We start from the raw sequence: 25,548 nt of genomic DNA, 5'->3' as shown, positions 1-25,548 counted from the left end.
TGCGTGACCGACATCCTCGACTCCGCGTCCCGCGCCCCGGTGTCCCGCCCGCCGCTGGTGACACGGCCGTTGCTGCTGCGCTTCGTCTCCATCCTGGGCGCCTCGACCAGCTTCTACCTGCTGCTGTCCGTCGTCCCCGGCTACGCCGCCGCGCACGGCGGGGGCGGCGGTGCGGCCGGGCTCGTCACCGGCACGCTGATGCTCGCGACGGTCGCGGGCGAGCTGGTCACGCCGGCGCTGGCGGACCGCTTCGGATACCGGGTCGTGCTGGCCGCGGGGCTGTTCCTGCTGGGCGCCCCGGCGCTGGTGCCGCTCGCGGCCGGGGGGCCGTTCTGGATCCTGCTGGTCTGCCTGCTGCGCGGTCTGGGGTTCGCCTTCACGGTGGTCGCGGGCGGCGCCCTGACCGCGTCGCTCGTCCCGGCCGAGCGCCGGGGCGAGGGGCTGGCGCTGGTCGGGCTGGTCTCGGGGGTGCCGGGGCTGGTGGCGCTGCCGCTGGGCGTGTGGCTGGCGGCACACGCCGGGTATCCGGTGGTCTTCACCGCCGCGGCCGTCTCGGCGCTCGCCGCGGTCCTGTCGGTGCCGGCCCTGCCCGACCGGATCCGGACCGCCGGGCGGCCGGTCGGCCTGGCGGAGGGGCTGCGCGCGCCCGGGCTGCGGCGGCCCGCGGTGGTCTTCGCGGCGACCACCGCGACCGCGGGCGTGGTCGTCACCTTCCTGCCGCTGGCGGTGCCGGCGCACCCGGGGCTGGTCGCGCTCGCCCTCTTCGCGCAGCCCGCGGCGGCCACCGCGGCCCGCTGGCTGGCGGGCCGGTACGGCGACCGCCACGGGTCCGCCGTGCTGGTCCTCCCCGGTCTGCTGCTGTCGGCGGGCGGGACGCTGCTCATGGCGGTGACGGGCAGCGCCGCCGCCGTGGCCGCCGGGGCGACGCTGTTCGGCGCGGGGTTCGGGGTGGCGCAGAACGCGACGCTGACGCTGATGTACGCGCGTGTCCCGGCCTCCGGCTACGCGACGGTCAGCGCGGTGTGGAACGTCGCCTACGACGCCGGTATGGGCGCGGGCGCGGCGGTCTTCGGCTGGCTCGCGGCGGGCACCGGCTACTCCTGGGCGTTCGCGCTGACCGGCGCCGCCATGCTGGCCGCCGTCGTCCCGGCGTGCCGCGACCGCCGGGAGGGGTCTCAGGCCTTGGGGATGTCGAAGAAGTAGGTGAGCGAGCCCGCCAGCCGGATGTCGCCCTTGAGTTTGAGCTTGCGGGTGAAGAAGAGGGTGGGGCCGGAGGCGTTGCCGGAGACGAGCTTGAGGAATTCCGGTGCGGCCATGACCAGGCTGAGCTGCGGCTCGCGGTCGGTGCGTTCGGGGGTGACGGTGCAGGTGCCGCCGCCGATGTGTGTCTCGTAGACGTCGTCGGGGCCGCCGTCGGCGGCGGTGATGCGCCAGCGGACGAGGGCGTCGCGGCCCGCGGCGGCGTCCGGCTTGAAGAGGGTGTGCATGCGCCCGAAGACCTCGTCGAGGACGCGGCGGCGCTGCCGTCCGGCCATCAGCTCGGCGATCCGCGCGGCGGGCAGGCCCTTGACGATCCGGGCGAAGTCGCGGGGCTCGACCGTGCCGAAGTCCAGGGTTTCCAGGTCGAGGTCGTCCAGTGCCGCCATGGGTCCACCGTCCTTACTCCAAAGTAAACTTACCGACGGGTAAGGATAGTTTCCGTGCCCGCCGCCGACAACCCGCACCCTCGCACCCGCACCGCCGCCCACCGGAGGCGGGGCACGGCGCCGTCCGCCCACCGTCCGAAGATCGGGTGATAGCCGGTAAAGCCGCGACAGAGGGCAACCTTTACCCCTAAGCTTCCGAGTCGGCGCGGGTGAACTGCGGCGTCCCGGGGGCGTCTTGCGACCGCGCCGCACTGTCCCCAGCGCGCGCTCGCGCACCGCGAAAGGCTCCACCATGTCCCAGCCCCAGACCCAGCAGCTCGGCAGCGGCCAGACCACGTCCGCCGAGAGCTTCTGGTACGTCCTGCACTGCATCGCCTTCGGTGCGGGCTACTTCGCCAAGGTCCCGGTCAAGAAGGCCCTCAGCGACTACGGCCTGGTCCAGATGACCGGTGCGGAGAAGTTCTGGTACGTGGTGCAGAACATCTTCTTCGGGTCGGGCTACTTCGCCAAGGTCATCTACAAGAAGGCGCTGTCCGAGGTGCGGTTCGGCGTGCAGCCCGGCTACGGCGCGCAGCCCGGCTACCAGGCGCAGCCGGTGCCCGGCCAGTCGCCGTACGTGGGCTGACGGCCCTTCGGAATCCGGAGCCGCGGCGGGAGGACCCGCCGCGGCTTCCGCGTGTCCGGAAGCCCGGCGGCTTCAGCGGCGGGCCGTGCGGCGCAGGTGCCGCAGCACCGCGCGGGCGGCGTTGTGGCCGCTCATGCCGTGCACACCGGGCCCCGGCGGGGTCGCGGACGAGCACAGGAAGACCCCGGGGCGCGAGGTCGCGTACGGGATCGCGGCGAGCCGCGGGCGCAGCACCGTCTGGAGTCCGGAGAAGGCGCCGCACCCGATGTCGCCGCCCACGTAGTTGGCGTTGCGCGCGGCGAGCCCGGCGGGGCCGGTGACGGCGCGGGCCAGCACCAGGTCGCGGAAGCCCGGGGCGAAGCGCTCGATCTGCCGCTCGACGGCGTCGGTCGCGTCGCCGTGCCAGCCGTTCGGCACGTGCCCGTAGGCCCAGAAGACATGCTTGCCCGCGGGCGCGCGCGAGGCGTCGGCGACGCCCGGCTGGGCGGTGATCAGGAACGGGGTGTGCGGCGGGCGCCCGGTGACCGCGCGGTTCAGGGCGTCGCCGATCTCGGTGTACGTCGGGCCGACGTGCACCGTTCCGGCCCGCCGCGCCTCGGGGGCGGTCCACGGGACGGGGCCGTCCAGGGCGTAGTCGATCTTGAAGACGGAGGGGCCGTAGCGGTAGCGCCGGTAGGCGTCGCCGAGCGCGGCGATCCGGGCCAGCGCGGTCGGCGAGGTGTCGAAGACGTAGGCGCGGGCGGGCGGCAGCTCGTCGAGCTTGCGGACCGTCACCCCGGTGCGGATCACCCCGCCCAGCTCGGTCAGGTACCCGGCGAGCGCGTCGGCGATCGACTGCGAGCCGCCGCGCGCGACAGGCCAGCCGCGCTCGTGCCCGGCGAGCGCGAACATCATCGCCATCGCCCCGGTGAGGGGCTGGCTCAGCCTGGTGATGGCGTGCCCGGCGAGGCCGGCGAGCATCCCGCGTGCCTTGGGGCCGTGGAAGCGCAGCGCGAGCAGCGACAGCGGCGGGGCGCCGGTGAGCCCGAAGCGCGCGAAGCGGTAGGGGTCGCGCGGTATCCCGGACCACTGCGGGCGGAAGAAGTCCGCGGCGATCGACTCCCAGTGGCCGATGTAGGGCGCCATCAGCCTGCGGTACGTGCCCGCGTCGCGCGGCCCGAGCGACGCGGCGGTCTCCCCGACGCCGCGGGCGAGGACGGCGGCGGTGCCGTCCGGGAACGGGTGGGCCAGCGGCAGTTCCGGGTGCAGCCACTCCAGGCCGTGCCGGGCCAGCGGCAGCGCCTGGAAGGCGGGCGAGCCGACACCGAAGGGGTGGACGGCCGAGCAGGGGTCGTGCCGGAAGCCGGGCAGCGTCAGCTCCTCGGTCCTGGCGCCGCCGCCGACGGTGTCCGCGGCCTCGTAGATCTGCACGCTCAGGCCCGCGCGGGCCAGTTCGACGGCGGCGGTCAGCCCGTTGGGGCCCGCCCCGACGACGACCGCGTCCGCGACCACGGCCCGCCTCACGGCGCGACCGCCGTCCGGCCGCGGGCGCCCGTCCCGGCGTCGTCGCGGGGTGCGCGCGGGCCGCCCGCCGCCTCCGCCCCACCGGTCACCGCACCGACTCCGTTGCCCATGCGGCCCATCCAACCAGACCGCGGGGCCCTGTGGTCCGGTACCCCGGTACGGATGGCAGGGTCACGCCATCGCGGGGATGACATGCTCGCCGTACGCGTCCACGGTGGCCTGTTTGGCGTCGTGCATCGCGTAGAGGGCGAAGTGGTCGACACCCAGGCCGCGCAGCGCGCGCATCCGGGCCACATGCGCCTGCGGGGGGCCGACGACGCAGAAGCGGTCCACGATCGCGTCCGGTACGAAGGCGGTGTCGGGGTTGCCGCTGCGGCCGTGGTGGGCGTAGTCGTAGCCCTGCCGCTGCCGGATGTACGCGGTCAGCTCCTCCGGCACCTCGGCGGAGTGCGCGCCGTAGCGGGCGACCAGGTCGGCGACGTGGTTGCCGACCATGCCGCCGAACCAGCGGCACTGCTCGCGGGCGTGCGCGAGGTCGGCGGGCGCGGCTCCCTCGGTGACGTACGCGGGCGCGGCCACGCACACCGTGACCGACGCCGGATCGCGCCCGGCGCGTTCGGCCGCGGTGCGCACCGCCTTGACCATCCAGGCCGTCAGGTGGACGTCGGCCAGTTGCAGGATGAAGCCGTCGGCCAGCTCGCCCGCCATGGCCAGCGCCTTCGGCCCGTACGCGGCCATCCACACCGGCAGCCGCCCCTCCCGTACCCACGGCAGCCGCAGCGCGGTGCCGTCGACGACCGCCTCACGGCCCTCGGCCAGGTCGCGGATCGCGGTGATCGCGCGGCCCAGCCGGGCCAGCGTGGCGGGCGGCCGGCCCGCGACGCGCATCGCCGAGTCGCCACGGCCGATGCCGCACACGGTGCGGTTGCCGTACATGGAGTTGAGGGTCGCGAAGGTGGAGGCGGTCACCTCCCAGGCGCGCGTCGAGGGGTTGGTGACCATGGTGCCGACGGTCAGCCGTTCGGTGTGCTCCAGGATGCGGCTGTGGATGACGAAGGGCTCCTGCCACAGCACGGCGGAGTCGAAGGTCCATCCGTGCCGGAAGCCCCGGCTCTCGGCGCGCCGCATGAGCGCGACGACGTCGGACGCGGGCGGGTCGGTCTGCAGCACGAGGCCGAAGTGCATGGGGCCGCGCTCCTCGCTGGTGCGTGACGGTCACGGACACGGGGTCACAGGTACTGGCACAGGCCCCGCGGGACGAACTGGCCGTGCCCCGCGCGGCCCACGTACGTACCGCGGTCGACGACCGGGACACCGCGCGACAGCACGGTCTCGACCCGGCCGGTGAGGGTGCGGCCCTCGTAGGCGGAGTAGTCGACGTTCATGTGGTGGGTGCGCGCGGAGAGGGTCTGCTCGGCGTGCGGGTCGTAGACGACGACATCGGCGTCCGCGCCGGGCGCGATCGTGCCCTTGCGCGGGTAGAGGCCGAACATCCGGGCGGGCGCGGCGCACGCCACGTCGATCCAGCGGCGGCGGCTCAGCCTGCCCTCCACGACGGCCTGGTGCAGCAGGTCCATCCGGTGCTCCACGCCCGGCAGGCCGTTGGGGATGCGGGAGAAGTCGCCGCGGCCCAGCTCCTTCTGCCCGGCGAAGCAGAACGGGCAGTGGTCGGTGGAGACCACCTGGAGGTCGTCGGTGCGCAGGCCGCGCCACAGCGCCGCCTGGTGCTCGCGCGGCCGCAGCGGGGTGCTGCACACGTACTTGGCGCCCTCGAAGTCCGGTGCGGCGAGATCGGCGGTGGACAGGAACAGATACTGCGGGCAGGTCTCGCCGAAGACCGGGAGCCCCAGGTCGCGGGCGGCGGTCAGTTCGGCGAGCGCCTGCTCGGCGGAGACGTGCACGACGTAGAGCGGGGAGCCCGCGACGCGGGCGAGCTGGATCGCCCGGTGCGTCGCCTCGGCCTCCAGCAGCACGTGCCGCACCTCGCCGTGCACGCGCGGGTCCGTCCGGCCCGCCTCCAGGGCCTGCCGGACCAGCACGTCGATGGCGATGCCGTTCTCGGCGTGCACCATCGGCAGGGCGCCGTTGGCCGCGGCCCGCTGGAAGGCGCGCAGGATCCGCCCGTCGTCGCTGTAGAAGACGCCGGGGTAGGCCATGAAGAGCTTGAAACTGGTGACGCCCTCCTCGACCAGGGCGTCCATCTCGCGCAGCGTCCGGTCGTGGACGTCGGCGACGATCATGTGGAAGCCGTAGTCGACCGCGCAGCGCCCGTCGGCCTTCTCGTACCAGGCGTCCAGGCCCGCGCGCAGCGAGCCGCCGACCTGCTGGACCGCGAAGTCCACGATCGTCGTGGTCCCGCCCCACGCGGCGGCCCGGGTGCCGGTCTCGAAGGTGTCGGACGCGGTGGTGCCGCCGAACGGCATCTCCATGTGGGTGTGCGCGTCCACACCGCCGGGGACGACGTAGCGGCCCGTCGCGTCGATCACGGTGTCGGCGGTGAAGGACGCGGCGGAGGCGCTGTCGTGCGCCGCCAGCGCGGCGATCCGGCCCGCCTCGATCAGCACGTCGGCGTGCGTCTCCTCGGCGGCGGTGACGACGAGGCCGCCGCGGATCAGGGTCCGCGGCGTCACAGGGCCACCCGCGCCGCGTAGTCCTGGTGGGCCGCGGCGAGCGCCGTCTCCAGGATGTCCGCGCCCTCCTCGGCCTCGGCGACGGTCAGCGACAGCGGCGGCGCGATCCGCAGCACGTTGCCCGCCCTGCCGCCCTTGCCGACGAGCAGGCCGTTCTCCCGCGCGGCCTCCAGGACCGCGCTCGCGGCCTGCGCCGAGGGGCGGTCGGTGCCGGGCACGACCATCTCCACCCCGAGCATCAGACCGCGCCCGCGCACCTCGCGCACCAGGTCCAGCCGCGCGGCGGCGGCCTCGATCCGGGCCCGCAGCAGGCCGCCGACCCGGCGGGCGTTGCCCTGGAGGTCGTGGCCGACGAGGTAGTCGAGGTTGGCGAGCGCCGCGGCGGCCGTGACCGGGCTGCCGCCGAAGGTCGAGATGGAGTTGGCGGTCAGGCAGTTCATCACCTCGGCGCGGGCCACGACACCGCCCATCGACATGCCGTTGCCGATGCCCTTGGCGAAGGTGAGGACGTCCGGCGGCCCGGCCGCCGCATGCGCCTGCCAGCCCCAGAAGTGGTCGCCGGTACGGCCCCAGCCGGTCTGCACCTCGTCGGTGATCCACAGGATGCCGTGCTTGTCGAGCACCTGCCTGAAGGCCGCGAGCAGCCCGTCGGGCGGCATCGTGAACCCCCCGACGCCCTGCACCGGTTCGGCCACCAGCGCGGCGACCCGGCCGCCCGCCTGCCCGAGCACGTCCTCCAAGTCGGCCACGCACGCCGTCACGAAGTCCGGGTCCGCCAGGTGCGCGTACGGGCCGCGGCCGCGTACCCCGCCGTGCACGTACAGCGTCTGGAGCGGGGACAGACTCGTCGGCGACCAGGCCGCGTTGCCGGTCACGCCGACCGCGCTGAAGGAACGGCCGTGGTAGCTGTTGCGCAGCGCCAGCACCTGGTTGGAGCCGCGGTAGGCGGTGGCCAGCAGCAGCGCGGTGTCGTTGGCCTCGGTGCCGGAGGTCGTGAAGAACACCCGGGCGTCCGGGATGCCCGACAGCCGCGCGATCCGCTCCGCCAGCTCCACGGCCTGGCTGCTCAGGTAGAGCGTCGAGGAGTGCAGCAGCCGCCCCGCCTGAGCCGCGACCGCCGCGGTGACCTCGGGCAGCGCGTGCGCGGTCATGGTCGTGAGGATGCCGCCGAAGAAGTCCAGGTAGCGGTTGCCCTCGGCGTCCCACACATGGCGGCCCTCGCCCCGCGTCAGCTCGATCGGCCGCTCGTAGTACGTCGCCAGCCAGTCCGGCAGCACCGCGCGGTGCCGGGCGTACAGGGCCTCGTGCGGTCCCTCGGTCACGGTGGCCACGCCCTCACGCCCCCGTCAGGATGCCGTACGCGTCCGGGCGCCGGTCGCGGTAGAAGGCCCACTGGGTGCGGACCTCGTCCAGCAGGCCGAAGTCCAGGTCGCGGACGAGGAGTTCCTCCTCCGTGGCGGACGCGGCATCGCCGACGAGCTGCCCGCGCGGGTCGGCGAAGTAGCTGGTGCCGTAGAAGTCGTCGTCGCCGTACTCCTCGCGGCCCACCCGGTTGATCGCCGCCACGAAGTACTCGTTGGCCACCGCCGCCGCGGGCTGCTCCAGCTGCCACAGGTACGACGAGAGGCCGCGGCTGGTCGCGCTCGGGTTGAACACCAGCCGCGCCCCCGCCAGCCCCAGCGCCCGCCAGCCCTCCGGGAAGTGCCGGTCGTAGCAGATGTAGACACCGACCCGGCCCACCGCCGTGTCGAAGACCGGCCAGCCGAGATTGCCCGGCCGGAAGTAGAACTTCTCCCAGAAGCCCGGCAGTTGCGGAAGATGGTGCTTGCGGTACTTGCCGAGGTAGCTGCCGTCCGCGTCGATCACCGCGGCGGTGTTGTAGTACACGCCGGGCTGCTCGATCTCGAAGACCGGTACGACGATCACCATGCCCGTCTCCCGGGCGAGGTCCCGCATCCGCCGGACGGTCGGCCCGTCCGGCACGGCCTCCGCCCAGCGGTGGTGCGCGGTGTCCTGCACCTGGCAGAAGTACGGGGCGTTGAACAGCTCCTGGAAGCCGATGACTTGCGCGCCCTGCGCGGCGGCGGAACGGGCGTGCGCTTCGTGCTTGGCGACCATCGAGTCGGTGTCGCCGGTCCAGGCCGCCTGGACCAGTGCGGCGCGTACGACGTTGCTCATGCGGCTGTTGCCCCTCTGACGTGGCGTCACGTCGCCCCACTGTCCCCCGCGGGGTGCGCTCGCGCGCGGCCGTCGCCCCTGTGTCGCCGCGGGCTGACCCGTACGGCCCACTCGCCGTGGGGGCGTTGGCCTTCCCGGCACCGGGGTTCGCTTCGCCCTGCGGGCTGCCGGGTGCGGTGGTCCCGGGACCTTGCGACCAGCCACGACGGCGGGAAGATCACGCGGACCACCGCACGAGGCATCCCCGGCGAGAAGTGCGCGTGGCCGGAAGGCGACGGTCGTGTTCGAGGGCGCGGCCGTCAAGAGCCGCGCCGAGGGGGCGGGGTGTTCGAACCCCGGGGGACACGCGGTCGGTTCACGCCATACTCCCCCATTCCGCTGACCTGATGGAATATCGGCTTTTACCGTAATGTTCGTGAAAGCCGTACGCCCTCCGCGGTGGCCCCTCCCCGTGGCCGCCGCGTCCGGACTCCTGCTGGCCGCAGGCCCCTCCGCAGCGTCCACGCCCACGCCCGGTCCCCCGCACGGGCCGCGCGGGGTGACCGTCGTCGTGTGCGGGCGGGACGGTCGGGTCGAGGTGCTGGTGCGGGTGGACGGGGTGGTCCTGCTGCCGATCGGGCGGGTCACCGTCCGGGTGGGCGGCGCGTGCGGCCCGCATCCGAGTGCCCCGCCGAGTGCTCCGCCGAGCACCCCGCCGGGCACGCCCCCGACGACGCCGACCGGACCGCCGCCCGTCACCTTGCCGCCCACGACCCGGCCGACGCCACCGGTGACGTCCGCCCCTCCACCGCCGCCCCCGGCGGCCTCGCCGCCCGCGGCCCCTCCCGTCGCCGGGTCCGCACCCGGGCCCGCGCGCGGGCGGCCGGACCCGCCCGTACGCAGCGCTCCGGGCAGGGCGCCCGCCGCCCGCGTGTCCGCCTCGCCGTCCGGTGCGCAGGCCTACGCCCCTCCGCCGGGCGGTGAACCGTACCCGCACGGGGCCGGGGGCGGCGCCGCGCGCTGGTGGCTGCTCACGATGGCGGTCGTGCTGCTGCCCGCCGTGCTCGCGGCTGTCCCCTACCGCACGTTCCGGCGCCGGCGCTGACGCCCGCGCCGCCCCTCCCCCCTCCCGTCGCACCCCTGGGAGCGCCATGCCGCACTACCTGCTCTTCGTCCTCTCCGCGCTCGGCGGCGCGGCCTTCGCCCTCACCACCGGGTGGTTCCTCGGACGGCGCCGCGTGCCCGCGCCCGACGGCGACTCCGGCAACGGACTGTCCCTGATCGGGGCAGTGCTGCTCAGCTCCTTCATCCTGCTGACGGGCTTCCAGGTCGCGGGCAGCTGGTCCGCGCTGGGCAACGCGCGCACCGGCACGTACGACGAGGCGCGGGCGCTCACCGACACGTACTGGGCGGCGGGCGGGCTCGCCCCCGCCGACCGCACGTCGGTGCGCGGGCTGCTGCGCGCGTACACGGAAGACGTCCGCGACGTCGAATACCCGCAGCTCGCCCGTGGGCGGACCAGTCCGCAGACGTGGCAGGCGCTCGACCGGGTACGGGCGGCCGTGCGCGGCGCCTCGGCGGCGCGGCCGGAGGAGCAGGCGGCGAAGGCGGCGGCGCAGTCGGCGCTGGCGACCGTGTACGAGACCAGGTCCGACCGCGCCGCCGCGGTCACCGCGGGGATCCCGCGGGTCGTGTGGGTGGCGATGGTCGTCTCCGGGGCCTTCCTGCTCACCTTCCCGGCGGTACTCGGGCTCACGGCCGCGCCGCGCCACCTCGTCGCGGTGGGGTTCGCCGGGGCGGCGGTGGCCTTCGCGATCGTGCTCGCGGCTCAGCTCAACCAGCCCTTCCGCCAGCCTTTCGGGGTGGGGGGCGGCGCGTTCCGCTCCGCGGAGGCCCGCTTCACGCAACTGGACGCGCCCCGTTCTTGAGGTCGCCCCCAAGAACGGAGGCCTCTCCCCCCGGCGCGGGGGGGCGCGCTTCGCCCTGCGGGCTGCCGGGTGCGGTGATCCCGGGACCTTGCGGCCGGTGGGTGGCTTGTCGCGCAGTTCTCCCCCAGGCTCCGCCTGGGAGGTGCCCCCACGCGCCCCGAAAAACGCTCACCCTTCACCGCAGGGCAAGCCCCTCCAGGGACGCGAGCACCTGCGCGACCAGCCACCGCGGCGGGAAGGTCACGCAAACCACCCCAAGAGGCACCCCGGGGTGAAAGAAGCCAAGCCCCGCAAGGGTCATCCGCGGAGGAGGGCCGCGGCGACGTCGCGGCGGCAGGGTGGGGCGACGCGGGCGGCGGCGGCGAGGAGGGCCGCCGTGAGGGCGGGGCGGGCGCGGGCGATGTCCGCCGCGGCGTCCGCGGGCCGCGCACGGGCCACCGTTTCGAGGAGTTCCGCCGCCTCCCCGGTGTGCCCGGCGGAGTACAGGAGGTCGGCGACGGCCGCGACCTCGGCCGCGGGGCGGGCGGCGATCTGGTGCAGCAGCGTGCGGGCGTGCGCGTCGCGCCGGTCGACGGCGAGCGCGGCGACCGCCGCGGCGACCGCGGCGGCCGGCAGCGCGGCGATCTCCCACAGGAGGGTCCCGGCGTCGGCGGTGAGCCCCGTGCGTTCCAGGGCCCGCACGATGTACGGGATGCGCTCGGCGGGCCCCTGCGCGGCAGCGCTGAGCGCGAGGTAGGCGGCCCCGGTGTCCCCGGCGGCCCGCAGTCGCAGCAGCCGGGCGGCTTCCGCGCGGGCCTCCGCCGTCCAGCGCGGGTCGGGCGCGGGCGGCTCGGAACGTGCGGCTTCTTTCGGCGCCCCGGCGAACCGGGCCCCGCGCGGTGCGGGGGCGGGTTCGGCCGCAGCCCGCGGCGCGGGCCCGGGCTCCCCCGCGGCCGCCCCGGCGAATCGCGCACCCCGCGGCGCGCGGGCGGGCTCGCCTACGGACCGCACCGGACCGCGCGGCACGGACACCGGCCGCTCCCCCGCGTCCCCTTGCGCGGGCGCCCCGGCGAACCGGGCGCCCCGCGGCCGCGGTGCGGGTGCCGCGTCCGCGTCCGTACCGCCCGGCGGCTCGGTGGCCGGAAGCACCGCGCCCAGCCGGGCGTGCAGGGCGGTCCGGCGGGCGACGGCCCGCTCCAGGTCGTCCCGGGTCCAGGCGAGGAAGCCCGCGCGGGAGGCGCTCGGCTGCCGGGCGTGCGCGCGGGCGGCGTCGCGGGCGCGGGCGGCAGCGGCTTCGTGCGCGCGTTCGGCGGCGGCGAGCCGCGCGTACAGGCGGGCCCCGGCACCGGGGCGGGCGTCCTCCGCCGCGACGGCGGCGGCGTGCAGGGTGTGGACGCGCCCGACGTCGGCGGGACCGGCGTCGGAGGCCCCGGCGTTGCGTGCGAGGTCGCGCAGGATAGTGCGGACGACGTCCCAGGGCGGCACCTCGTGCCCCGTCTCGTGCGCGCGGGCCGCGTCGGGGTCGCGCCGCGCGTACTCCGCGTACCAACCGGGCCGCTCGCCGAGCGCGGCGAGCAGGGAGCGGAAGCAGTGCAGGAATTCCGGTGTCAACAGCTCCTCCGTCGGCCGCCGCGGGGCAATCGGACGCGGCGCGCGTGCCACGGGCCGCGTTCGGACGCGGCACCCGGCGCGCGCGTCGGACACGGCATTGGACACCCGCCGCGTTACGGCACTGCTACGTAGCGTTTTCGTGCGGCGACCGATCGCTCCGGCCGCCCGGACACGGGCCTTCCGCCCTCACCCGACCAGCGGCGGCCACCGCCGAAAGAGCCCTCACTCGACAGGCAAACTTGCAAGTTTTCCTGTCCTCCTCCTACCGTGGCCCCGTGAGCAGCCAAGGTGCCGAGACGGCGGACGAGCTGGCCACCGTCGTCGCACGGCTGGGGCGGCGGATGCGGGCGGCCTCCGCGGAGGCCGAGCTGACGCCGTCGCAGCAGTCGGTGATGGGGCGGCTGGCCGCCGAGGGGCCGACGACGACCGCCGCGCTGGCGCGCGGCGAGCTGGTGCGGCCGCAGTCGATGCGGATGACGCTCGCCGCGCTGGAGGAGCGCGGGCTCGTGGCCCGCGCCCCGCACCCCACCGACGGCCGGCAGGTCGTCTTCTCGCTGACCGCGGGCGGCAGCGCCCTGCTCGGATCGGGCCGCGCGGCCCGGCGCGGGTGGCTGGCGGAGGCGATCGACGGCCGGCTCACTCCCGGGGAGCACCGCGCGCTCGCGGCGGCGCTCCCGCTGCTCCGCCGCCTGGCGGAGACCCCGCACGACAGCAACCCCTCAGGAGATGTCCCGCAATGACCGCGACCACTCTCGACCCGCGTACCGCCCTGGTCGTCATCGACCTGCAGAGCGGCATCGTCGGGCTGCCGACCGCGCATCCCGCGGACGGTGTCGTCGCCCGCAGTGCCCGGCTGGCGGCCGGTTTCCGGAAGGCCGGGCTGCCGGTCGTCCTGGTGAACGTCACGGGCGTGGCGCCCGGCCGTACCGACGGCGGTCCGGCGACCGTCACGTCCTTCCCGGCGGAGTGGACGGAACTGGTGCCCGAGCTGGACCGGCAGCCGGAGGACATCACCGTCTCCAAGCGCCAGTGGGGCGCCTTCTACGGCACCGGCCTGGACATGGAGCTGCGCCGCCGCGGGGTGACGCAGATCGTGCTGTGCGGCATCTCCACCAGCATCGGTGTGGAGTCCACCGCGCGGGACGCGTACGAGCACGGCTACCACGTCACGGTCGCGACCGACTCGGTCACCGACACCGACCTCGCCGCGCACGAGCGCTCGGTCGCGACGATCTTCCCGCGGCTGGGCGAGACGGGTACCGCCGACGAGATCCTGGCGCTGCTCCCCGCCTGACCCGCGCGGCGACGGCCGGCTACGGCCCCGTCCGGGCCGTAGTCGGCACCAGTCGAACAACGCTACGATGCCGCGCCATGAGCGACGACCTCCGGAACCTGGTCCTGGGCCTGCTCGCCGCCGCCGTGTGTGTCGCGGCCGGCTGGTACGCCCGTACCTATCTGTGGAAGCGCAGGCTGCGGCGCAAGCAGCGTTTCTTCGGGCTGCCGACGGACTCCGAGTGCCTGCTGGTGGTGCCGCGCGACCCGGGCTCGCGGAGCTGGAGCCTGGCCCGGCACGACGCGTTCGCGCTGCTGGAGCTGGCCGCCGTGATCCAGGAGTGCGGGGCGCACACGGAGGTGCTGGCGCACGACACGTCCTGGCAGGGCTTCGGCGCGCGCACCGAGTTCTGCGTCGGCGGGCCGGTGGAGAACTCCCGCCTGGCCGCACACCTGCGCTCGATGCTGCCCGGTGTGGAGGTCAACACCGACCCCGCGCCCGGCCCCCTGCAAGGGGCGATCACCATCGGAGGCAGCGCGTACGAGATGGAGAAGGGCGCGGTCGAGTACGTGCTCCTGGCGCGGCTCGCGGCGGCCGGTGACACCGGCAACGACCGGCCGGTCTTCCTCTTCTCGGGCCAGCGCGGCATCGCCACCCAGGCGGCGGCGCGCTACCTGGCCCGGCACCATGTCCGGCTGGCGCGCAAGCACGGGGTGGACGGCACCTTCTGCCTGCTGCTCAAGGTGGTGAACTCCCAGTCCTACGGCTCGGACGTCGTGGAGCTGGTGGCGGACGTGTCCAAGCAGGCGACGTCGTCCTCCCGGTCGGCCGCCCGCGCGGCGGCCAAGAAGCTCAGTCAGCGAGACCAATCACCAGCCACATGATGCCGGCCCCGGCGACGGTGCACAGCAGCGTGGAGCTGGAGGGGTGCGGGCTGTGCGCCTCGGGGAGGATGTCCGAGGTCGCCAGGTAGAGCAGGAAGCCCGCGAAGAAGCCCAGGTAGAGGCCGAGCACGCCGGACGGGATGGTGAAGGCCAGCGTCACCGCGGCGCCGACGACGGGGGCGAGGGCGTCCGCGCCGAGCAGCAGCTGGGCACGGCGCTGCCCGTTGCCGTACATCCGGGTGATCGTGTACGTGTTGAAGCCGTCCGCGAAGTCGTGCGCGACGACGGCGATGGCCACGACGATGCCGACGGTGCTGCCCGCCTGGAAGGCGGCGCCGATCGCGAAGCCGTCCATGACGCTGTGGCCGACCAGGGCCGCGGCGGCGGTGACGCCTATGCCCTTGACGGGGTCGTGGGCGTGCCCGTGGCCGTGCGCGTGCGGGGCGTACTCGCCCTCGTGGGCGCGGTGGATGGCGACCGAACGCTCGACGACGTGGAGCGCGAGGAAGCCCGCGACGAACATCAGCAGCGCCGCGGGCACCCCGTGGACGACCCGGCGCTGGGTCTCCAGCGCCTCGGGCAGCAGATCGAAACCGACGACACCGAGCATCAGTCCGGCGGCGAGTCCGAGGACGAGGTGGCGGCGGTCTCCGATGCGGTGGGCGACGACTCCGCCGACGAGTGTCATGGCGAAGGCGCACGCGGCTATCAGGACCGGCATGGGTCGATGATCCATGACGCCGCGCGCGCCCGCGACTCAGGGTCGCCTTACCTGCGGTCCAGGTCAGCGGCGGTGCCCGCGGCCGTCCAGGGTGTCCGACAGCGCGGCGGCCATCGCCTGCTCGCCGGCCGCGTTCGGATGCGCGGGAGCGGCGGGCGGGGCGGGGGTCAGCGGCTCGATCCAGCGGTCCGCTGGCGCCTGGCACATGTCGTGGCCGACGGTCGGGCCGTAGGTGTCGGTGTACGAGGCGCCGCCGAGCAGCGCCTCGACCCGCAGCATGGCGTTGAGCTTCTTCTCGGTGGAACGCAGGTAGGGCACGTCGCCGGCGGCGAAGGGCACCGCGGGGAAGCAGCCGGGGCCCTGGTCGGGCAGCAGGTCGGGGTAGCCGACCACGACGACCTCGGCGTGCGGGGCCTGCCGGTGGATCGCGCGCAGCACCTTGGCGACCTCGGGGGCGGTCCGCAGCACGTTGACGGTGAGCTGGTCGGTGCCGCCCGCGCCGTAGTGGTCCTTGCAGGGGCTGCCGGCCGGGGCGGTGACGCTCAGGCCCGCACAGGTGGCGATGATCGAGCCGAAGCCGACGTCGTTGCCGCCGATCTGCAGCGTGACCAGGTCGGTGTCGCGGGTGACTGCGGTGAGCTGGGCCGGGTTGGTGCCCTGGGCCTGCCACATCTGGGCGGTGGTGGCGCCGCCGCAGCTGACGTCGGTGAAGCCGCGGTAGTGCCGGGCGGCGGCGACGAGCGAGGGGTAGTTGTGGTCGGAGCGCACGCAGTTCGCGTCGATCTGGGCGGGCACGCCGGGGGCCGAGGTGTAGGAGTCGCCGAGGGCGACGTAGTCGACGGCGGGCGCGCTGTGGGCGGGCGGCCTGCCGTGGTGGCCGTGGTGCGGGTCGCCGTGCGCGGCGGCGGGGCTGACGGCGGCGGCGGTGAGCGCGAGGGCCCCGCCGATCGCGGCGGCACCGAGGGCCGCGGCCCGCAGCCCGGAGCGTCCGGAGCGTCCGGAGCGTCCGGAGCGTCCGGGGGACTCCTCCCCCGCCGTGTCCGCGCTGCCCCTGCCCGTACCGGATATCGCCGCCATGCGGCCCCTCCCCTGCGTCGACGCTGACGTCGAGCAAGGTTTCAGCCGCGCGCGGTGCGCTGTCAATGGGCACGACGCACTTACTCCATGCGGGCGTCACCCGGCGTTCGCGCGGCCGGGCCCGTACGGGGCGCGTACGGGCCCGGCCCTTCGGTCATGCGCTCAGGTCGTGACGAGCTTGCGGGCCGCGGCGGCGATGGAGGAGGCGTGGATGCCCGCGGCGTCGAGCTGCTCGGCGGGGGTCGCCGAGCCCGGCATGGTGAAGACGGCGAGCCGGGTGTGCCGGGGGGCGGGGAATCCGTTGCCGAAGGACTCCATCACGGCGTCGGCGAGGCCGCCCTCGGGGTGGTGGTCCTCGGCGATGACGAACCGCCCGGTGGCCTCGGCGGCGGTGCGCAGCGCCTGGGTGTCGACGGGCTTGACCGAGTAGAGGTCCAGCACGCGGGCCCGGATGCCGTCGGCGACGAGCTGGTCGGCGGCGGCCAGCGCCTCGTGCACGGTGACGCCCGCGCCGATCAGGGTGACCTGGTCGTCGGGGTGGGAGCGCAGCACCTTGCTGCCGCCGACCGGGAAGGCGTCGTCGGGGCCGTAGATGACGGGGGTGTCGCCGCGGGTGGCGCGCAGGTAGCTGATGCCGGGGCGGTCGGCCATGGCGGTCATGAGCTGCACGGTCTGGTTGGCGTCGCAGGGGTAGAGCACGGTGCTGCCGTGCAGCGAGCGCATCATGGCCAGGTCCTCCAGCGCCATCTGGGAGGGGCCGTCCTCGCCGATCGCGACGCCCGCGTGGGTGCCGACGACGTTGATCCGCGAGCGGCTGACCGCGGCCATCCGCAGGAAGTCGTGGGCGCGGGTGAGGAAGGCGGCGAAGGTGGCGGCGAAGGGCGTCCAGCCGCACACCCCGAAGCCGACGGCGGCGCCGATGAGCTGCTGCTCGGCGATGTAGCACTCGAAGTAGCGCTCGGGGTGGTCGGCGGCGAAGAGCTGGGCCTTGGTGGAGTCGCCGACCTCGCCGTCCAGCACCACGACGTCGTCGTGCAGCGAGCCGAGGGCGGCCAGCGTCTCGCCGAAGGCGGTGCGGGTGGCGACGGGCGAGCCGCCGGTGGGGTAGCGGGGCAGCGCGGTGTGCGGGTCGCCGCCGCCGCGCTCGGGCGGTGCGGTGTCCGGCGGGGGCTGGACCTCGACCCGCAGGTCGCGGCGGCCGCCCAGCTCGCGGATCGCCTCGTCGGCGTCGGGCACCGGCTTGCCGTGCTTGCCCTCCTGGTTCTCGACGGCGGCCACCCCGCGGCCCTTGCGGGTCCGGGCGATGATCGCGGTGGGGGCGCCGCGGGTGTCGCGGGCCTTGGTCATGGCCTGGTCGATGGCGGCGATGTCGTGGCCGTCGATCTCGACGGTGTGCCAGCCGAAGGCGCGGATCCGCCGGGCGTACGCGTCGAGGTCCCAGCCGTGCCGGGTGGGCCCGCGCTGGCCGAGCCGGTTGACGTCGACGATCAGCGTGAGGTTGTCCAGGCCCTCCATGCCGGCGGCCTCCATGGCCTCCCACACCGAGCCCTCGGCCATCTCGCTGTCCCCGCACAGCACCCAGGTGCGGTAGGGCGCCTTGTCGAGGCGGGCGCCCGCGAGGGCGATGCCGACGCCGACGGGCAGGCCCTGGCCGAGCGAGCCGGTGGCCACGTCGACCCAGGGCAGCCGGGGGGTGGGGTGGCCCTCCATGCGGCTGCCGCGCTTGCGGAAGGTCAGCAGCTCGTCGTCGCTGATGGCCCCGGCGGCCTTGTAGGCGGAGTACAGCAGCGGGGAGGCGTGGCCCTTGGAGAGGATCAGATGGTCGTTCCCCGGCCGGTCCGGGTGGGCGAAGTCGTAGTGCAGGTGCCGGGCGAGCAGGACGGCCATCAGGTCGGCGGCCGACATCGACGAGGTGGGGTGCCCGGACCCGGCGGCCGCGGCGGCCCTGACCGAGTCGACACGCAGCTGCTGGCCCAGCTCTGCGAGGTCGGTGTCACTCGTGACGGGGGTGTGGGTGATGGTGTCGTTCATGGCGCCGTCGTCCTCCTCGCGGGGTCGGTCCGTCCCTGCGGTGCGGCTGCCCGGGACAGCCCGGGGCAAACCGGGAACGCGTACCGTGCGGCGGCGGCGACCGTGCGTGAGGACCGTCGGCGGCCTCAGATCTCCCGCGGCCTCAGATCTCCTGCGGCAGCTCGGTCCGTACGGGGACGGCCTCGGCCCTGGGGCTGCGCCGCTCGTGCCGGGCGAGCCGGTTGGCGCACCACGACAGCAGCATGCACATGCCGATGTAGATGGGCGCGATCACCATCACGACGGGGATGAAGGGCAGGTCGTAGTCGAGGTTGGTGGCGATGAGCTTCCCGGAGTAGAGGAACTCCTGGTAGGTGATCAGATAGCCGAGCGAGGTGTCCTTGAGGGCCACCACCAGCTGGCTGACGATCGCCGGCAGCATCGCGCGGGCCGCCTGCGGCACGAGCACGTAGGTCATGACCTGCGTCTTGCGCATGCCGAGCGCGTAGGCCGCCTCGCGCTGGCCGCGCGGGACGGCGTTGACGCCGGAGCGGAAGACCTCGGCCAGCACCGAGCCGTTGTACAGGGTCAGGCCGATGACCAGCGCGATCATCGGGTCGAACTTCAGGGCGATGAAGATGAAGAAGATCATCACCAGCAGCGGCATGGCCCGGAAGAACTCCACCACCAGCGCGCTCACCCAGCGCACCGCCCGGTGGTCGGACAGCCGCCCGGCGGCGAAGACGACCCCGAAGACGAGCGAGGCCAGCGCCGCCCAGCCGAAGGCCTTGAGGGTGTTCTTCAGCCCCGTGAGCAGCAGCCGCTGGATGCCCTTGTACGTGAACGGCCGCCACTTCACCGCGGAGAACTGCCCGGTCTCGACCAGCTTGTACACGACGAAGCCGACGACCGCGGCCAGCAGCGCGGTGGTGATCCAGGCGTAGAGCCGGTGCCGGGCGAGCGCGCGCGGGCCCGGGATGTCGTAGAGGGCGCTGCTCCCGGACTCGGCGGTCATCGCGGCACCCCGAACTTCCGCTCCAGCACGGCGAAGACGCCCGCCAGCGCGAGGGTGACGACGAGGTAGCCGACCGCGATCCACACGAAGGTCCACACGATCCCGTAGCCCTGTTCGTTGAGCGGTTTGTACGTGCCGAGCAGCTCGGTGACGGAGAAGGACCCGGCGATCGCGGAGTTCTTGGCCAGCGCGATCAGGGTGGAGCCGATCGGCGAGATCACCGAGCGGGCCGCCTGCGGCAGCACCACCAGCGCGAGGGTCTGGGTGAAGTTCATGCCGAGGCTGCGGGCCGCCTCGCCCTGGCCGAGCGGCACGGTGTTGATCCCGGACCGCACCGCCTCGCAGATGAAGGCCGAGGTGTAGGCGCCGAGCGCCAGGATCGCGAAGAGCTGGAAGGGCAGCACCACCCCGAACCGCGGCAGCCCCAGCAGCACGGCGAAGAACAGCAGCGTCAGCGGCGTGTTGCGCAGCACCGTCACCCACGCCGTGCCGAACGCCCGCAGCGCCTTGACCGGCGAGACCCGGCAGCCCGCGACGAGCACCCCCACCACGAGCGACAGCGCCCCGGCGAGCAGTGTGAGCTGCACGGTGCCCCACAGGCCCTTGCCGTACAGGGAGAAGTTCTGGGTCAGGACGTCCATCAGCCGCCCCCCGGGTAGCGGTCCACCGGCGGCGGCTTCGGCGCGGGCACGCCGGACAGGCCGAGCGTGGCGTCGTAGGCCCGCTTCCAGTCGCCGTTGCGCTCGTGCGCCACGATCGCGTCGTCCAGCGCGAGGCGCAGCGCGGTGTCGGAGCGGCTCACCCCGATCCCGTAGGGCTCCTGCGAGAAGGGCTTGCCGACGACCTTCATCTCCTTGGGCGCCTTGGCCGCGTAGCCCACCAGGATCGCGTCGTCGGTGGTCACCGCGTCGACCTGGAAGGTGAGCAGGTTGTCCACGCACACCGAGTAGGTGTCGTACGTGACCGGGGTGGCGTCCGGGTAGTCGGACTGGATGCGCTGGATGGAGCTGGAACCGGCCGCGGAGCAGACCTTCTTGCCCTTCAGGTCCTGCGGCCCGTGGATGTCGTTCTCGTCCGACCGCACCAGCAGGCTCTGCCCGGCCATGTAGTAGGGCCCGGCGAAGCCGACCTGGCGTTTGCGCAGCGGGTTGATGGTGTAGGTGCCGACGTACATGTCGATCTGGCCGTTGCTCAGTGAGGTCTCCCGGTTCGCGGACGCGATGGCCTTGAAGGTGATGCGGTTCGCCGGGAAGCCCAGGGAGGCGGCCGTCATCCTGGCGATCTCGATGTCGAAGCCCGAGTAGACGCCCGTGGCGGGGTCCTTCTCGCCGAGGTAGGGCTGGTCGTCCTTGACCCCGACGACGAGCCGGCCGCGGCTGTGGGCCCGCTTCCAGGTGGGCGAGGCGGGCAGCGAGAAGGAGCTGTCGACGCGGTAGGAGGGCAGGTCGCCGGGTTCGGGGCCCTTGACGGGCGGGCTGCCGGACCGGCCGCAGCCGGACAGCGGCGCGAGGAGGGCGAGCGCGATCAGGACCAGCAGCAGCGGGGCGGCGGTCCGCGGGGGGCGGCGCGGAGTGGCTCTCACGTGACAGGGGTCCCGGCGGGTCGGCGGCGGATCGTGGGGGCGCAAGGGCGGTGCGGGTCGGCGGGGTCGGTGGGGTCGGTGGCGTCAGTGGTGGAGGATCTTGGACAGGAAGTCGCGGGCCCGGTCGGTGCGGGGGTCGGTGAAGAACTCCTCCGGCACCCGGTCCTCGACGATCCGCCCGTCGGCCATGAAGACCACGCGGTCCGCGGCCGACCGCGCGAAGCCCATCTCGTGGGTGACCACGACCATCGTCATGCCCTCCTCGGCGAGCTGCTGCATGACCGCCAGCACCTCGTTGATCATCTCCGGGTCGAGGGCGGAGGTCGGCTCGTCGAAGAGCATCACCTTGGGGTCCATCGCGAGCGCGCGGGCGATCGCGACGCGCTGCTGCTGCCCGCCGGAGAGCTGGGCGGGCAGCTTGTCGGCGTGGTCCAGCAGGCCGACGCGGTCGAGGAGTTCACGGCCCCGGCGCACCGCGTCGGCCTTGGCGCGGCGGCGCACCTTGAGCGGTGCCAGCGTCACGTTGTCCAGCACGGTGCGGTGCGCGAAGAGGTTGAAGGACTGGAAGACCATGCCGACGTCGGCCCGCAGCCGGGCGAGCGCGCGGCCCTCGGCGGGCAGCGGGCTGCCGTCGACGGTGATGGTGCCGGACTGCACCGGCTCCAGCCGGTTGATCGCCCGGCACAGCGTGGACTTGCCCGAGCCGGAGGGACCGATGACCACCACGACCTCGCCGCGCGCCACGGTCAGGTCGATGTCCTTGAGCACATGGAGCTGCCCGAAGTGCTTGTTGACGCCGTCGAGGACGATCAGCGGCTCTGCCGGCATACCGCGGGATCAGCCGAGCACGCGGTGGACGAGCGTGTCGCGCTCGGTCTGCGGGATCGCGGTCCACCGCATCCCGCGCAATGCGCCTTCGAGGGCCAGCAGGGTGTGGGTGCAGGCGTCTTCGGGCAGTTCCGGGCGGATCTTCTCGAAGGCCCGCCCGGAGCCCAGCCGGCGCAGTTCGCCCGCGTCGTCGACGCCCGCGCGGCGCAGGCGTTCGGCGAGCACCGCCCCGATGTTCGGCAGCTGCTGTAGGGAGTCCACGTGGTGCCTCCGGTTGCACGGCTGTGAGGTGGGTGTGGAGGAGGGTCGGATCAGGGAACGTGTGCCGCCATCATGCACATATGCCGTGCCGCAGCCGGTCGATCACGCCCTTGACACGCCCTGCCCGTCCCCCGCCACGCCGTGCACGCCACCGTTTCGAGTGACACCGCGGTCACCAGGTGGACGCCGGACGGCGGCCGGCCGTCAGCCGTCCGCCACGGGTGCGTCCGCCGAGCGCAGCGCGGCGCAGCCGCCGTCCAGGAGGGCGTCGCCGTGCCCGAAGCAGACCACGGCAGCGTCGAGCGCGGCCAGCCGCCGGTAGGAGTCCAGGGCGCGGTCGGGGTCGGTGTGGAAGACGCCGGGCATGACGCGGCCGACGTTGGCGGCGGTGTCGCCGGTGAACAGCACGCCGGGGCCGGGCAGGTGGACGGCGATGCTGCCGTCGGTGTGGCCCGGGGTCCACAGCACCTCGGCGCCGCCGCCGAAGTCCAGGATGTCGCCGTCCTCCAGTTCGCGGTCGACGGTGACGGGCGGAGCGGGCGGCAGCGCGGGAACGCTCGCGCGGATCGGCACCTCCCAGTCACGCAGGACCGGGGGCGGGCCGGGGACGGCGCCGCTGACCACCGGTGCCTCCAGGCGGTGCGCGAGGACGGCGGCGCCGGTCGCCGCGCGCAGCTCGGCGGCGCCGCCGGTGTGGTCCTCGTGGAAGTGGGTGAGCACGATGCGCCGGATGTCGGCGGGGTCGCGGCCCAGTTCGCGGACGGCCGCGGTGATCTCGGCGGCGGCGCCCACCGCGCCGCTGTCGACGAGCGTCAACGCGTCGTCGTCGGACCACAGATAGGCGGATCCCACCGGAAACCGCAGCATGTGCAGGGAGGGGAGCAGTTCGATGACGTCCATGGCGGCGAACGTAACCGCGTCACCGGGCCGCCCGGCGCCCCTTTCGCCCAGAGCGCACGGCCGGTCCGGCGCGGGCCGCCGGGCTCAGACGTCGAGATCGACCACGACGGGCGCGTGGTCGGAGGCGCCCTTGCCCTTGCGCTCCTCGCGGTCGACGTACGCGTCCGAGACGGCCTTGGCGAAGGGGGCGTTGCCGTAGACCAGGTCGATGCGCATGCCGCGGTTCTTCGGGAAGGCCAGCTGGCGGTAGTCCCAGTACGTGTACGGGTGGTCGTACTTGAGCGGGCGGGGCATCACGTCGGTCAGGCCCGTGCCGCGCAGGGCGGCCAGCGCCTCGCGCTCGGGGGCGGTGACATGCGTCTGGCCCTCGAAGGGGGCGGTGTCCCAGACGTCCTCGTCGGTGGGCGCCACGTTGTAGTCGCCGAGCACCGCGAAGGGCAGGTCGGCCGCGGCGCCGTCGGCCACGGCCGCGCGCAGCGCCTCGAACCACTCCAGCTTGTACGCGTAGTGCGCGTGGCCGATCTCGCGGCCGTTGGGCACGTAGACCGACCACACACGGACCGCGCCGCCGCAGGTCGCCGACACCGCGCGGGGCTCCTGCGCCCCGTCGTAGCCGGGCCCGCCGGGCAGGCCCTTGACCACGTCGGCCAGGCCCACCCGGGAGATGACCGCCACTCCGTTCCACCGCCCGTCGGCGTTGACGGCCGCCTCGTACCCCAGCTCGCGCAGCTCGTCGTACGGGAACTGCGCGTCCGAGCACTTGGTCTCCTGGACGCACAGGACGTCCGTGCCGCTGCTCTCCAGCCAGCCGAGCAGGCGCGGCAGGCGGGCGGTGATCGAGTTGATGTTCCAGGTCGCGATGCGCATGTCCCCAACCTAGCGGCTGGGTACGACAGCCGGTCTCAGGCGCCGGTGTCCTCGCCGGACGCCAGCCGCAGGTGGTCGGCGCCGCTCAGGTTGCCGAGCTGCATGTCGTACATCGGCCGGGCCAGGTCGGCGAGCAGCGCGTCGTGCACGTCGACCGTGCGGCGCGGCTTGACCTCGCGGACGTAGTCGACGACCTCGGAGAGCTTGTTCCAGGGCGCCATGACCGGCAGCAGCAGCGTGTCCACCGGGTGGCCGGGCACGGTGAGGGCGTCGCCGGGGTGGAAGACGGCGCCGTCCACGAGGTAGCCGACGTTGGTGATGCGCGGGATGTCCGGGTGGATCACGGCGTGCAGCTCGCCGTGCACCTGGACGTCGAACCCGGCGGCGGTGAAGGTGTCGCCGTGGCCGACGGTGTGCACGCGCCCGGGGAAGGCCGCCGAGAGCTGGTCCGCGACGCTCGCGAGCGTCCACAGCTCGGCCGCCGGGTCGGCCTCCAGGGCGGCGTGCAGCTTGGCCGGGTCGAAGTGGTCGGGGTGCTCGTGGGTGACGAGGATGACGTCGGCGCCCGCCGCGGCGTCGTCCTCGCTGAAGACGCCGGGGTCGACGACGAGCGTGTGCCCGTCCTTGACCAGCCGGACGCAGGCGTGCCGTTTCTTGGTCAGCTTCACGGAATTCCCATCCTTGCCAGGACATGACGGCGGGACCTTCCGGTCCCTCGGACTCCCCGCCCGGTACGGGCCGGGTCGAACCGGCGGGGCCGCTCGCCGCGGCGCCCGCCTCTGTGCGGACTACGGATGCCCGCCGGTCTCCTCCTCGACGACCGTGCGGGCGGCGCTGATCGCGGCGCGCGCGGCGGGCAGCCCGCAGTAGACCGAGGCGTGCACGAGCACCTCCTCGATCTCGGCGGGGCTCAGCCCGATCCGCAGCGCGCCGCGGACGTGGTCGGCCAGCTCGCCGAGCTGGCCGGTCGCGGTCAGCGCGGTGAGCGTGACGCACGCCCGGGTGCGGCGGTCCAGCCCCGGCCGCGCCCATATCTCGCCCCACGCGTAACGGGTGGCGAAGGCGTCGAAGCCGCTGCCGAAGGCGCCGGGGGCGGCGGGCGGCCGGTCGGTGGCCGCGCTGTCGCCGATGACCTCGCCGCGCATCCGCATGCCCGCCGCGAGCTGGTCGGGGGCGGGGGCCGCCGCCCGGGGCGCGGGCACCGGCGGGACGGGCGGCGGGGGCTGCGGCACCGCCGCGCCGGGTTCCTGCCAGGCGGTGGCAAAGTGCGTCGCGAGCAGCTCGCCGACCGCGGCGGGCTCCTCGACGGGCGCCAGGTGGCCGGTGGCGGGCACGACGGCGAGCCGCGCGTCGGGGATGCCGGCGATGAGCGCGCGGGCGTCCGCGGGCGGCGTCTCGGTGTCGTCGGCGCCCGCCACGACCAGGGTCGGCACGCTGATGCTGCCGAGCGCGTCGCGGATGTCGAAGGCGGCGAGCGCCTCGCACGCGGCGACGTAGCAGGCCTGGTCGGTGGTGGCGACCATCCGCACGGCCCATTCGGTGATCGCCGGCTGGGTGGCGACGAAGGCCTCGGTGAACCAGCGCTGGAGGTTGGCCTGCGCGGTGCGCTCCAGTCCGTTGGCGCGCACCACGACACCGCGCTGCCGCCACATGTCGGCGGTGTTGAAGCGCGGCGAGGCCGACACCAGGGCGAGGGCCGCGACCCGGTCGGGGCGCAGCAGCGCCAGCCGGGCGCCGATGGCGGCGCCGAGCGCGCAGCCCGCGTAGCCGAAGGTGTCGATGCCCTCGTCGTCCAGGACCGCGAGCAGCCGCCGGGCCAGGTCGTCCACGGAGGACGCGGGCTCGGCGGGCGCGCCGCCGTGGCCGGGCAGCTCGTAGCGCAGCACCCGCCAGGTCTCGCTGAGCGCCGGCAGTTGCCGGTCCCACATGTGCCAGGTGGCGCCCAGGGCCGGCCCGAGGACGATCACGGGTCCGCTCTCGGGGCCGTCGAAGCGGTACTGCAACGGCGGGGCGTCCTCGTAGAGGTCGTCCATCTCGTCGTCCGCGGGCAC

General features: G+C 74.5%; 26 protein-coding genes. 7 read left to right on the top strand and 19 right to left on the bottom strand.

Annotated features, from left to right (window positions below; translation table 11 throughout):
- The first annotated feature begins 3 nt into the window (after nucleotides 1-3).
- On the top strand, nucleotides 4-1,203 hold the full coding sequence (locus ACH4PY_RS10895; protein ID WP_398178813.1) for an MFS transporter: 1,200 nt from the start codon (nucleotides 4-6) through the stop codon (nucleotides 1,201-1,203).
- On the opposite strand, the gene ACH4PY_RS10890 is transcribed toward ACH4PY_RS10895, so the two are convergent.
- Entirely contained in the window at nucleotides 1,176-1,646 is a 471-nt protein-coding gene (locus ACH4PY_RS10890; protein WP_398178811.1) for an SCP2 sterol-binding domain-containing protein, read from the bottom strand. The genes ACH4PY_RS10895 and ACH4PY_RS10890 overlap by 28 nt on opposite strands.
- A 292-nt stretch (nucleotides 1,647-1,938) precedes the next feature.
- Between ACH4PY_RS10890 and ACH4PY_RS10885 the strand changes: the two genes are divergently transcribed.
- Nucleotides 1,939-2,271: a hypothetical protein gene (locus ACH4PY_RS10885; RefSeq protein ID WP_398178808.1), complete on the top strand. Its 333-nt coding sequence runs from the start codon at nucleotides 1,939-1,941 to the stop codon at nucleotides 2,269-2,271.
- Between the two features lie 72 nt (nucleotides 2,272-2,343).
- Here ACH4PY_RS10885 and ACH4PY_RS10880 read toward each other — a convergent pair whose 3' ends face one another.
- The 5 genes from ACH4PY_RS10880 to ACH4PY_RS10860 all read right to left on the bottom strand — a co-directional run bounded on the left by ACH4PY_RS10880 (nucleotide 2,344) and on the right by ACH4PY_RS10860 (nucleotide 8,582).
- Nucleotides 2,344-3,774, bottom strand: coding sequence for a phytoene desaturase family protein (locus ACH4PY_RS10880; protein WP_398178805.1), 1,431 nt, complete (start codon nucleotides 3,772-3,774; stop codon nucleotides 2,344-2,346).
- Between the two features lie 171 nt (nucleotides 3,775-3,945).
- Entirely contained in the window at nucleotides 3,946-4,959 is a 1,014-nt protein-coding gene (locus ACH4PY_RS10875; RefSeq protein ID WP_398178802.1) for a TIGR03842 family LLM class F420-dependent oxidoreductase, read from the bottom strand.
- Between the two features lie 44 nt (nucleotides 4,960-5,003).
- Nucleotides 5,004-6,404, bottom strand: coding sequence for a dihydropyrimidinase (gene hydA, locus ACH4PY_RS10870; RefSeq protein WP_398178799.1), 1,401 nt, complete (start codon nucleotides 6,402-6,404; stop codon nucleotides 5,004-5,006).
- On the bottom strand, nucleotides 6,401-7,726 hold the full coding sequence (locus ACH4PY_RS10865; protein ID WP_398178796.1) for an aspartate aminotransferase family protein: 1,326 nt from the start codon (nucleotides 7,724-7,726) through the stop codon (nucleotides 6,401-6,403). The genes hydA and ACH4PY_RS10865 overlap by 4 nt, the downstream gene beginning before the upstream one ends.
- 13 nt (nucleotides 7,727-7,739) lie before the next feature.
- Nucleotides 7,740-8,582, bottom strand: coding sequence for a nitrilase-related carbon-nitrogen hydrolase (locus tag ACH4PY_RS10860; protein ID WP_398178793.1), 843 nt, complete (start codon nucleotides 8,580-8,582; stop codon nucleotides 7,740-7,742).
- A 645-nt stretch (nucleotides 8,583-9,227) separates the two neighbouring features.
- Here ACH4PY_RS10860 and ACH4PY_RS10855 point away from each other — a divergent pair.
- Together ACH4PY_RS10855 and ACH4PY_RS10850 are read left to right on the top strand one after the other, a co-directional pair.
- Nucleotides 9,228-9,545 carry a hypothetical protein gene (locus ACH4PY_RS10855; RefSeq protein WP_398178790.1) on the top strand — a complete coding sequence of 106 codons (318 nt, stop codon included), beginning with the start codon at nucleotides 9,228-9,230 and terminating at the stop codon, nucleotides 9,543-9,545.
- 167 nt (nucleotides 9,546-9,712) lie between these two features.
- Nucleotides 9,713-10,489 (top strand): hypothetical protein, encoded by a 777-nt coding sequence (locus ACH4PY_RS10850; RefSeq protein WP_398178788.1) that lies wholly within the window; start codon nucleotides 9,713-9,715, stop codon nucleotides 10,487-10,489.
- 297 nt (nucleotides 10,490-10,786) lie between these two features.
- On the opposite strand, the gene ACH4PY_RS10845 is transcribed toward ACH4PY_RS10850, so the two are convergent.
- A complete protein-coding gene (locus tag ACH4PY_RS10845; protein ID WP_398178785.1) occupies nucleotides 10,787-12,079 on the bottom strand; it encodes a hypothetical protein in 1,293 nt (430 codons plus the stop codon).
- A 341-nt stretch (nucleotides 12,080-12,420) separates the two neighbouring features.
- Here ACH4PY_RS10845 and ACH4PY_RS10840 point away from each other — a divergent pair, with 341 nt between their 5' ends.
- The 3 genes from ACH4PY_RS10840 (at nucleotide 12,421) to ACH4PY_RS10830 (ending at nucleotide 14,236) form a co-directional block, all read left to right on the top strand.
- Nucleotides 12,421-12,819, top strand: coding sequence for a MarR family winged helix-turn-helix transcriptional regulator (locus ACH4PY_RS10840; protein ID WP_398179342.1), 399 nt, complete (start codon nucleotides 12,421-12,423; stop codon nucleotides 12,817-12,819).
- A complete protein-coding gene (locus ACH4PY_RS10835) occupies nucleotides 12,816-13,373 on the top strand; it encodes an isochorismatase family protein (protein ID WP_398178782.1) in 558 nt (185 codons plus the stop codon). The genes ACH4PY_RS10840 and ACH4PY_RS10835 overlap by 4 nt, the downstream gene beginning before the upstream one ends.
- 77 nt (nucleotides 13,374-13,450) lie before the next feature.
- A complete protein-coding gene (locus tag ACH4PY_RS10830; protein WP_398178779.1) occupies nucleotides 13,451-14,236 on the top strand; it encodes a hypothetical protein in 786 nt (261 codons plus the stop codon).
- Here the strand turns inward: ACH4PY_RS10830 and ACH4PY_RS10825 are convergent.
- The 12 genes from ACH4PY_RS10825 to ACH4PY_RS10770 all read right to left on the bottom strand — a co-directional run bounded on the left by ACH4PY_RS10825 (nucleotide 14,205) and on the right by ACH4PY_RS10770 (nucleotide 25,530).
- Nucleotides 14,205-14,957 carry a ZIP family metal transporter gene (locus tag ACH4PY_RS10825; RefSeq protein ID WP_398178776.1) on the bottom strand — a complete coding sequence of 251 codons (753 nt, stop codon included), beginning with the start codon at nucleotides 14,955-14,957 and terminating at the stop codon, nucleotides 14,205-14,207. The two genes, ACH4PY_RS10830 and ACH4PY_RS10825, sit on opposite strands and share 32 nt — an antisense overlap.
- Before the next feature lie 63 nt (nucleotides 14,958-15,020).
- The gene (locus tag ACH4PY_RS10820) at nucleotides 15,021-16,034 is read right to left on the bottom strand and encodes an SGNH/GDSL hydrolase family protein (protein ID WP_398178773.1); all 1,014 of its coding nucleotides are present in this window, start codon (nucleotides 16,032-16,034) and stop codon (nucleotides 15,021-15,023) included.
- 162 nt (nucleotides 16,035-16,196) lie between these two features.
- Complete coding sequence (locus ACH4PY_RS10815) at nucleotides 16,197-18,065, bottom strand: transketolase (RefSeq protein ID WP_398178770.1); 1,869 nt, start codon at nucleotides 18,063-18,065, stop codon at nucleotides 16,197-16,199.
- Nucleotides 18,066-18,207: 142 nt separating this feature from the next.
- Nucleotides 18,208-19,059, bottom strand: a complete 852-nt coding sequence (locus ACH4PY_RS10810) for an amino acid ABC transporter permease (RefSeq protein ID WP_398178767.1) — start codon at nucleotides 19,057-19,059, stop codon at nucleotides 18,208-18,210.
- Nucleotides 19,056-19,700, bottom strand: coding sequence for an amino acid ABC transporter permease (locus tag ACH4PY_RS10805; RefSeq protein ID WP_398178764.1), 645 nt, complete (start codon nucleotides 19,698-19,700; stop codon nucleotides 19,056-19,058). Before ACH4PY_RS10805 ends, ACH4PY_RS10810 begins: the two co-directional genes overlap by 4 nt.
- Complete coding sequence (locus ACH4PY_RS10800; RefSeq protein WP_398178762.1) at nucleotides 19,700-20,641, bottom strand: glutamate ABC transporter substrate-binding protein; 942 nt, start codon at nucleotides 20,639-20,641, stop codon at nucleotides 19,700-19,702. The genes ACH4PY_RS10805 and ACH4PY_RS10800 overlap by 1 nt, the downstream gene beginning before the upstream one ends.
- An 84-nt stretch (nucleotides 20,642-20,725) precedes the next feature.
- Nucleotides 20,726-21,469: an amino acid ABC transporter ATP-binding protein gene (locus ACH4PY_RS10795; RefSeq protein WP_398178759.1), complete on the bottom strand. Its 744-nt coding sequence runs from the start codon at nucleotides 21,467-21,469 to the stop codon at nucleotides 20,726-20,728.
- 9 nt (nucleotides 21,470-21,478) lie between these two features.
- Nucleotides 21,479-21,730, bottom strand: a complete 252-nt coding sequence (locus ACH4PY_RS10790) for a TfoX/Sxy family DNA transformation protein (RefSeq protein ID WP_031515493.1) — start codon at nucleotides 21,728-21,730, stop codon at nucleotides 21,479-21,481.
- A 204-nt stretch (nucleotides 21,731-21,934) separates the two neighbouring features.
- Nucleotides 21,935-22,630 carry an MBL fold metallo-hydrolase gene (locus ACH4PY_RS10785; protein WP_398178755.1) on the bottom strand — a complete coding sequence of 232 codons (696 nt, stop codon included), beginning with the start codon at nucleotides 22,628-22,630 and terminating at the stop codon, nucleotides 21,935-21,937.
- An 84-nt stretch (nucleotides 22,631-22,714) separates the two neighbouring features.
- Nucleotides 22,715-23,497 (bottom strand): exodeoxyribonuclease III, encoded by a 783-nt coding sequence (locus tag ACH4PY_RS10780; RefSeq protein ID WP_398178752.1) that lies wholly within the window; start codon nucleotides 23,495-23,497, stop codon nucleotides 22,715-22,717.
- A gap of 35 nt (nucleotides 23,498-23,532) precedes the next feature.
- On the bottom strand, nucleotides 23,533-24,165 hold the full coding sequence (locus tag ACH4PY_RS10775; RefSeq protein ID WP_398178750.1) for an MBL fold metallo-hydrolase: 633 nt from the start codon (nucleotides 24,163-24,165) through the stop codon (nucleotides 23,533-23,535).
- A gap of 120 nt (nucleotides 24,166-24,285) precedes the next feature.
- Nucleotides 24,286-25,530 carry an alpha/beta fold hydrolase gene (locus ACH4PY_RS10770; RefSeq protein ID WP_398179339.1) on the bottom strand — a complete coding sequence of 415 codons (1,245 nt, stop codon included), beginning with the start codon at nucleotides 25,528-25,530 and terminating at the stop codon, nucleotides 24,286-24,288.
- Between the last annotated feature and the right edge of the window lie 18 nt (nucleotides 25,531-25,548).

The sequence above is a fragment of the Streptomyces sp. NPDC021224 genome (assembly GCF_044332905.1).
In the GTDB taxonomy this organism is placed as follows: Bacteria; Actinomycetota; Actinomycetes; order Streptomycetales; family Streptomycetaceae; genus Actinacidiphila.
This window is presented reverse-complemented; position numbering and strand designations above follow the sequence as displayed.

Coding starts and splice junctions, on each gene's coding strand:
- ACH4PY_RS10810 (WP_398178767.1), bottom strand. CDS start 19,059: ATGACCGCCGAGTCCGGGAGCAGCGCCCTCTACGACATCCCGGGCCCG.
- ACH4PY_RS10805 (WP_398178764.1), bottom strand. CDS start 19,700: ATGGACGTCCTGACCCAGAACTTCTCCCTGTACGGCAAGGGCCTGTGG.
- ACH4PY_RS10820 (WP_398178773.1), bottom strand. CDS start 16,034: ATGGCGGCGATATCCGGTACGGGCAGGGGCAGCGCGGACACGGCGGGG.
- ACH4PY_RS10785 (WP_398178755.1), bottom strand. CDS start 22,630: ATGGACGTCATCGAACTGCTCCCCTCCCTGCACATGCTGCGGTTTCCG.
- ACH4PY_RS10835 (WP_398178782.1), top strand. CDS start 12,816: ATGACCGCGACCACTCTCGACCCGCGTACCGCCCTGGTCGTCATCGAC.
- ACH4PY_RS10825 (WP_398178776.1), bottom strand. CDS start 14,957: ATGCCGGTCCTGATAGCCGCGTGCGCCTTCGCCATGACACTCGTCGGC.
- ACH4PY_RS10860 (WP_398178793.1), bottom strand. CDS start 8,582: ATGAGCAACGTCGTACGCGCCGCACTGGTCCAGGCGGCCTGGACCGGC.
- ACH4PY_RS10795 (WP_398178759.1), bottom strand. CDS start 21,469: ATGCCGGCAGAGCCGCTGATCGTCCTCGACGGCGTCAACAAGCACTTC.
- ACH4PY_RS10770 (WP_398179339.1), bottom strand. CDS start 25,530: ATGGACGACCTCTACGAGGACGCCCCGCCGTTGCAGTACCGCTTCGAC.
- ACH4PY_RS10885 (WP_398178808.1), top strand. CDS start 1,939: ATGTCCCAGCCCCAGACCCAGCAGCTCGGCAGCGGCCAGACCACGTCC.
- ACH4PY_RS10815 (WP_398178770.1), bottom strand. CDS start 18,065: ATGAACGACACCATCACCCACACCCCCGTCACGAGTGACACCGACCTC.
- ACH4PY_RS10780 (WP_398178752.1), bottom strand. CDS start 23,497: ATGCGCATCGCGACCTGGAACATCAACTCGATCACCGCCCGCCTGCCG.
- ACH4PY_RS10875 (WP_398178802.1), bottom strand. CDS start 4,959: ATGCACTTCGGCCTCGTGCTGCAGACCGACCCGCCCGCGTCCGACGTC.
- ACH4PY_RS10830 (WP_398178779.1), top strand. CDS start 13,451: ATGAGCGACGACCTCCGGAACCTGGTCCTGGGCCTGCTCGCCGCCGCC.
- ACH4PY_RS10840 (WP_398179342.1), top strand. CDS start 12,421: ATGCGGGCGGCCTCCGCGGAGGCCGAGCTGACGCCGTCGCAGCAGTCG.
- ACH4PY_RS10850 (WP_398178788.1), top strand. CDS start 9,713: ATGCCGCACTACCTGCTCTTCGTCCTCTCCGCGCTCGGCGGCGCGGCC.
- ACH4PY_RS10890 (WP_398178811.1), bottom strand. CDS start 1,646: ATGGCGGCACTGGACGACCTCGACCTGGAAACCCTGGACTTCGGCACG.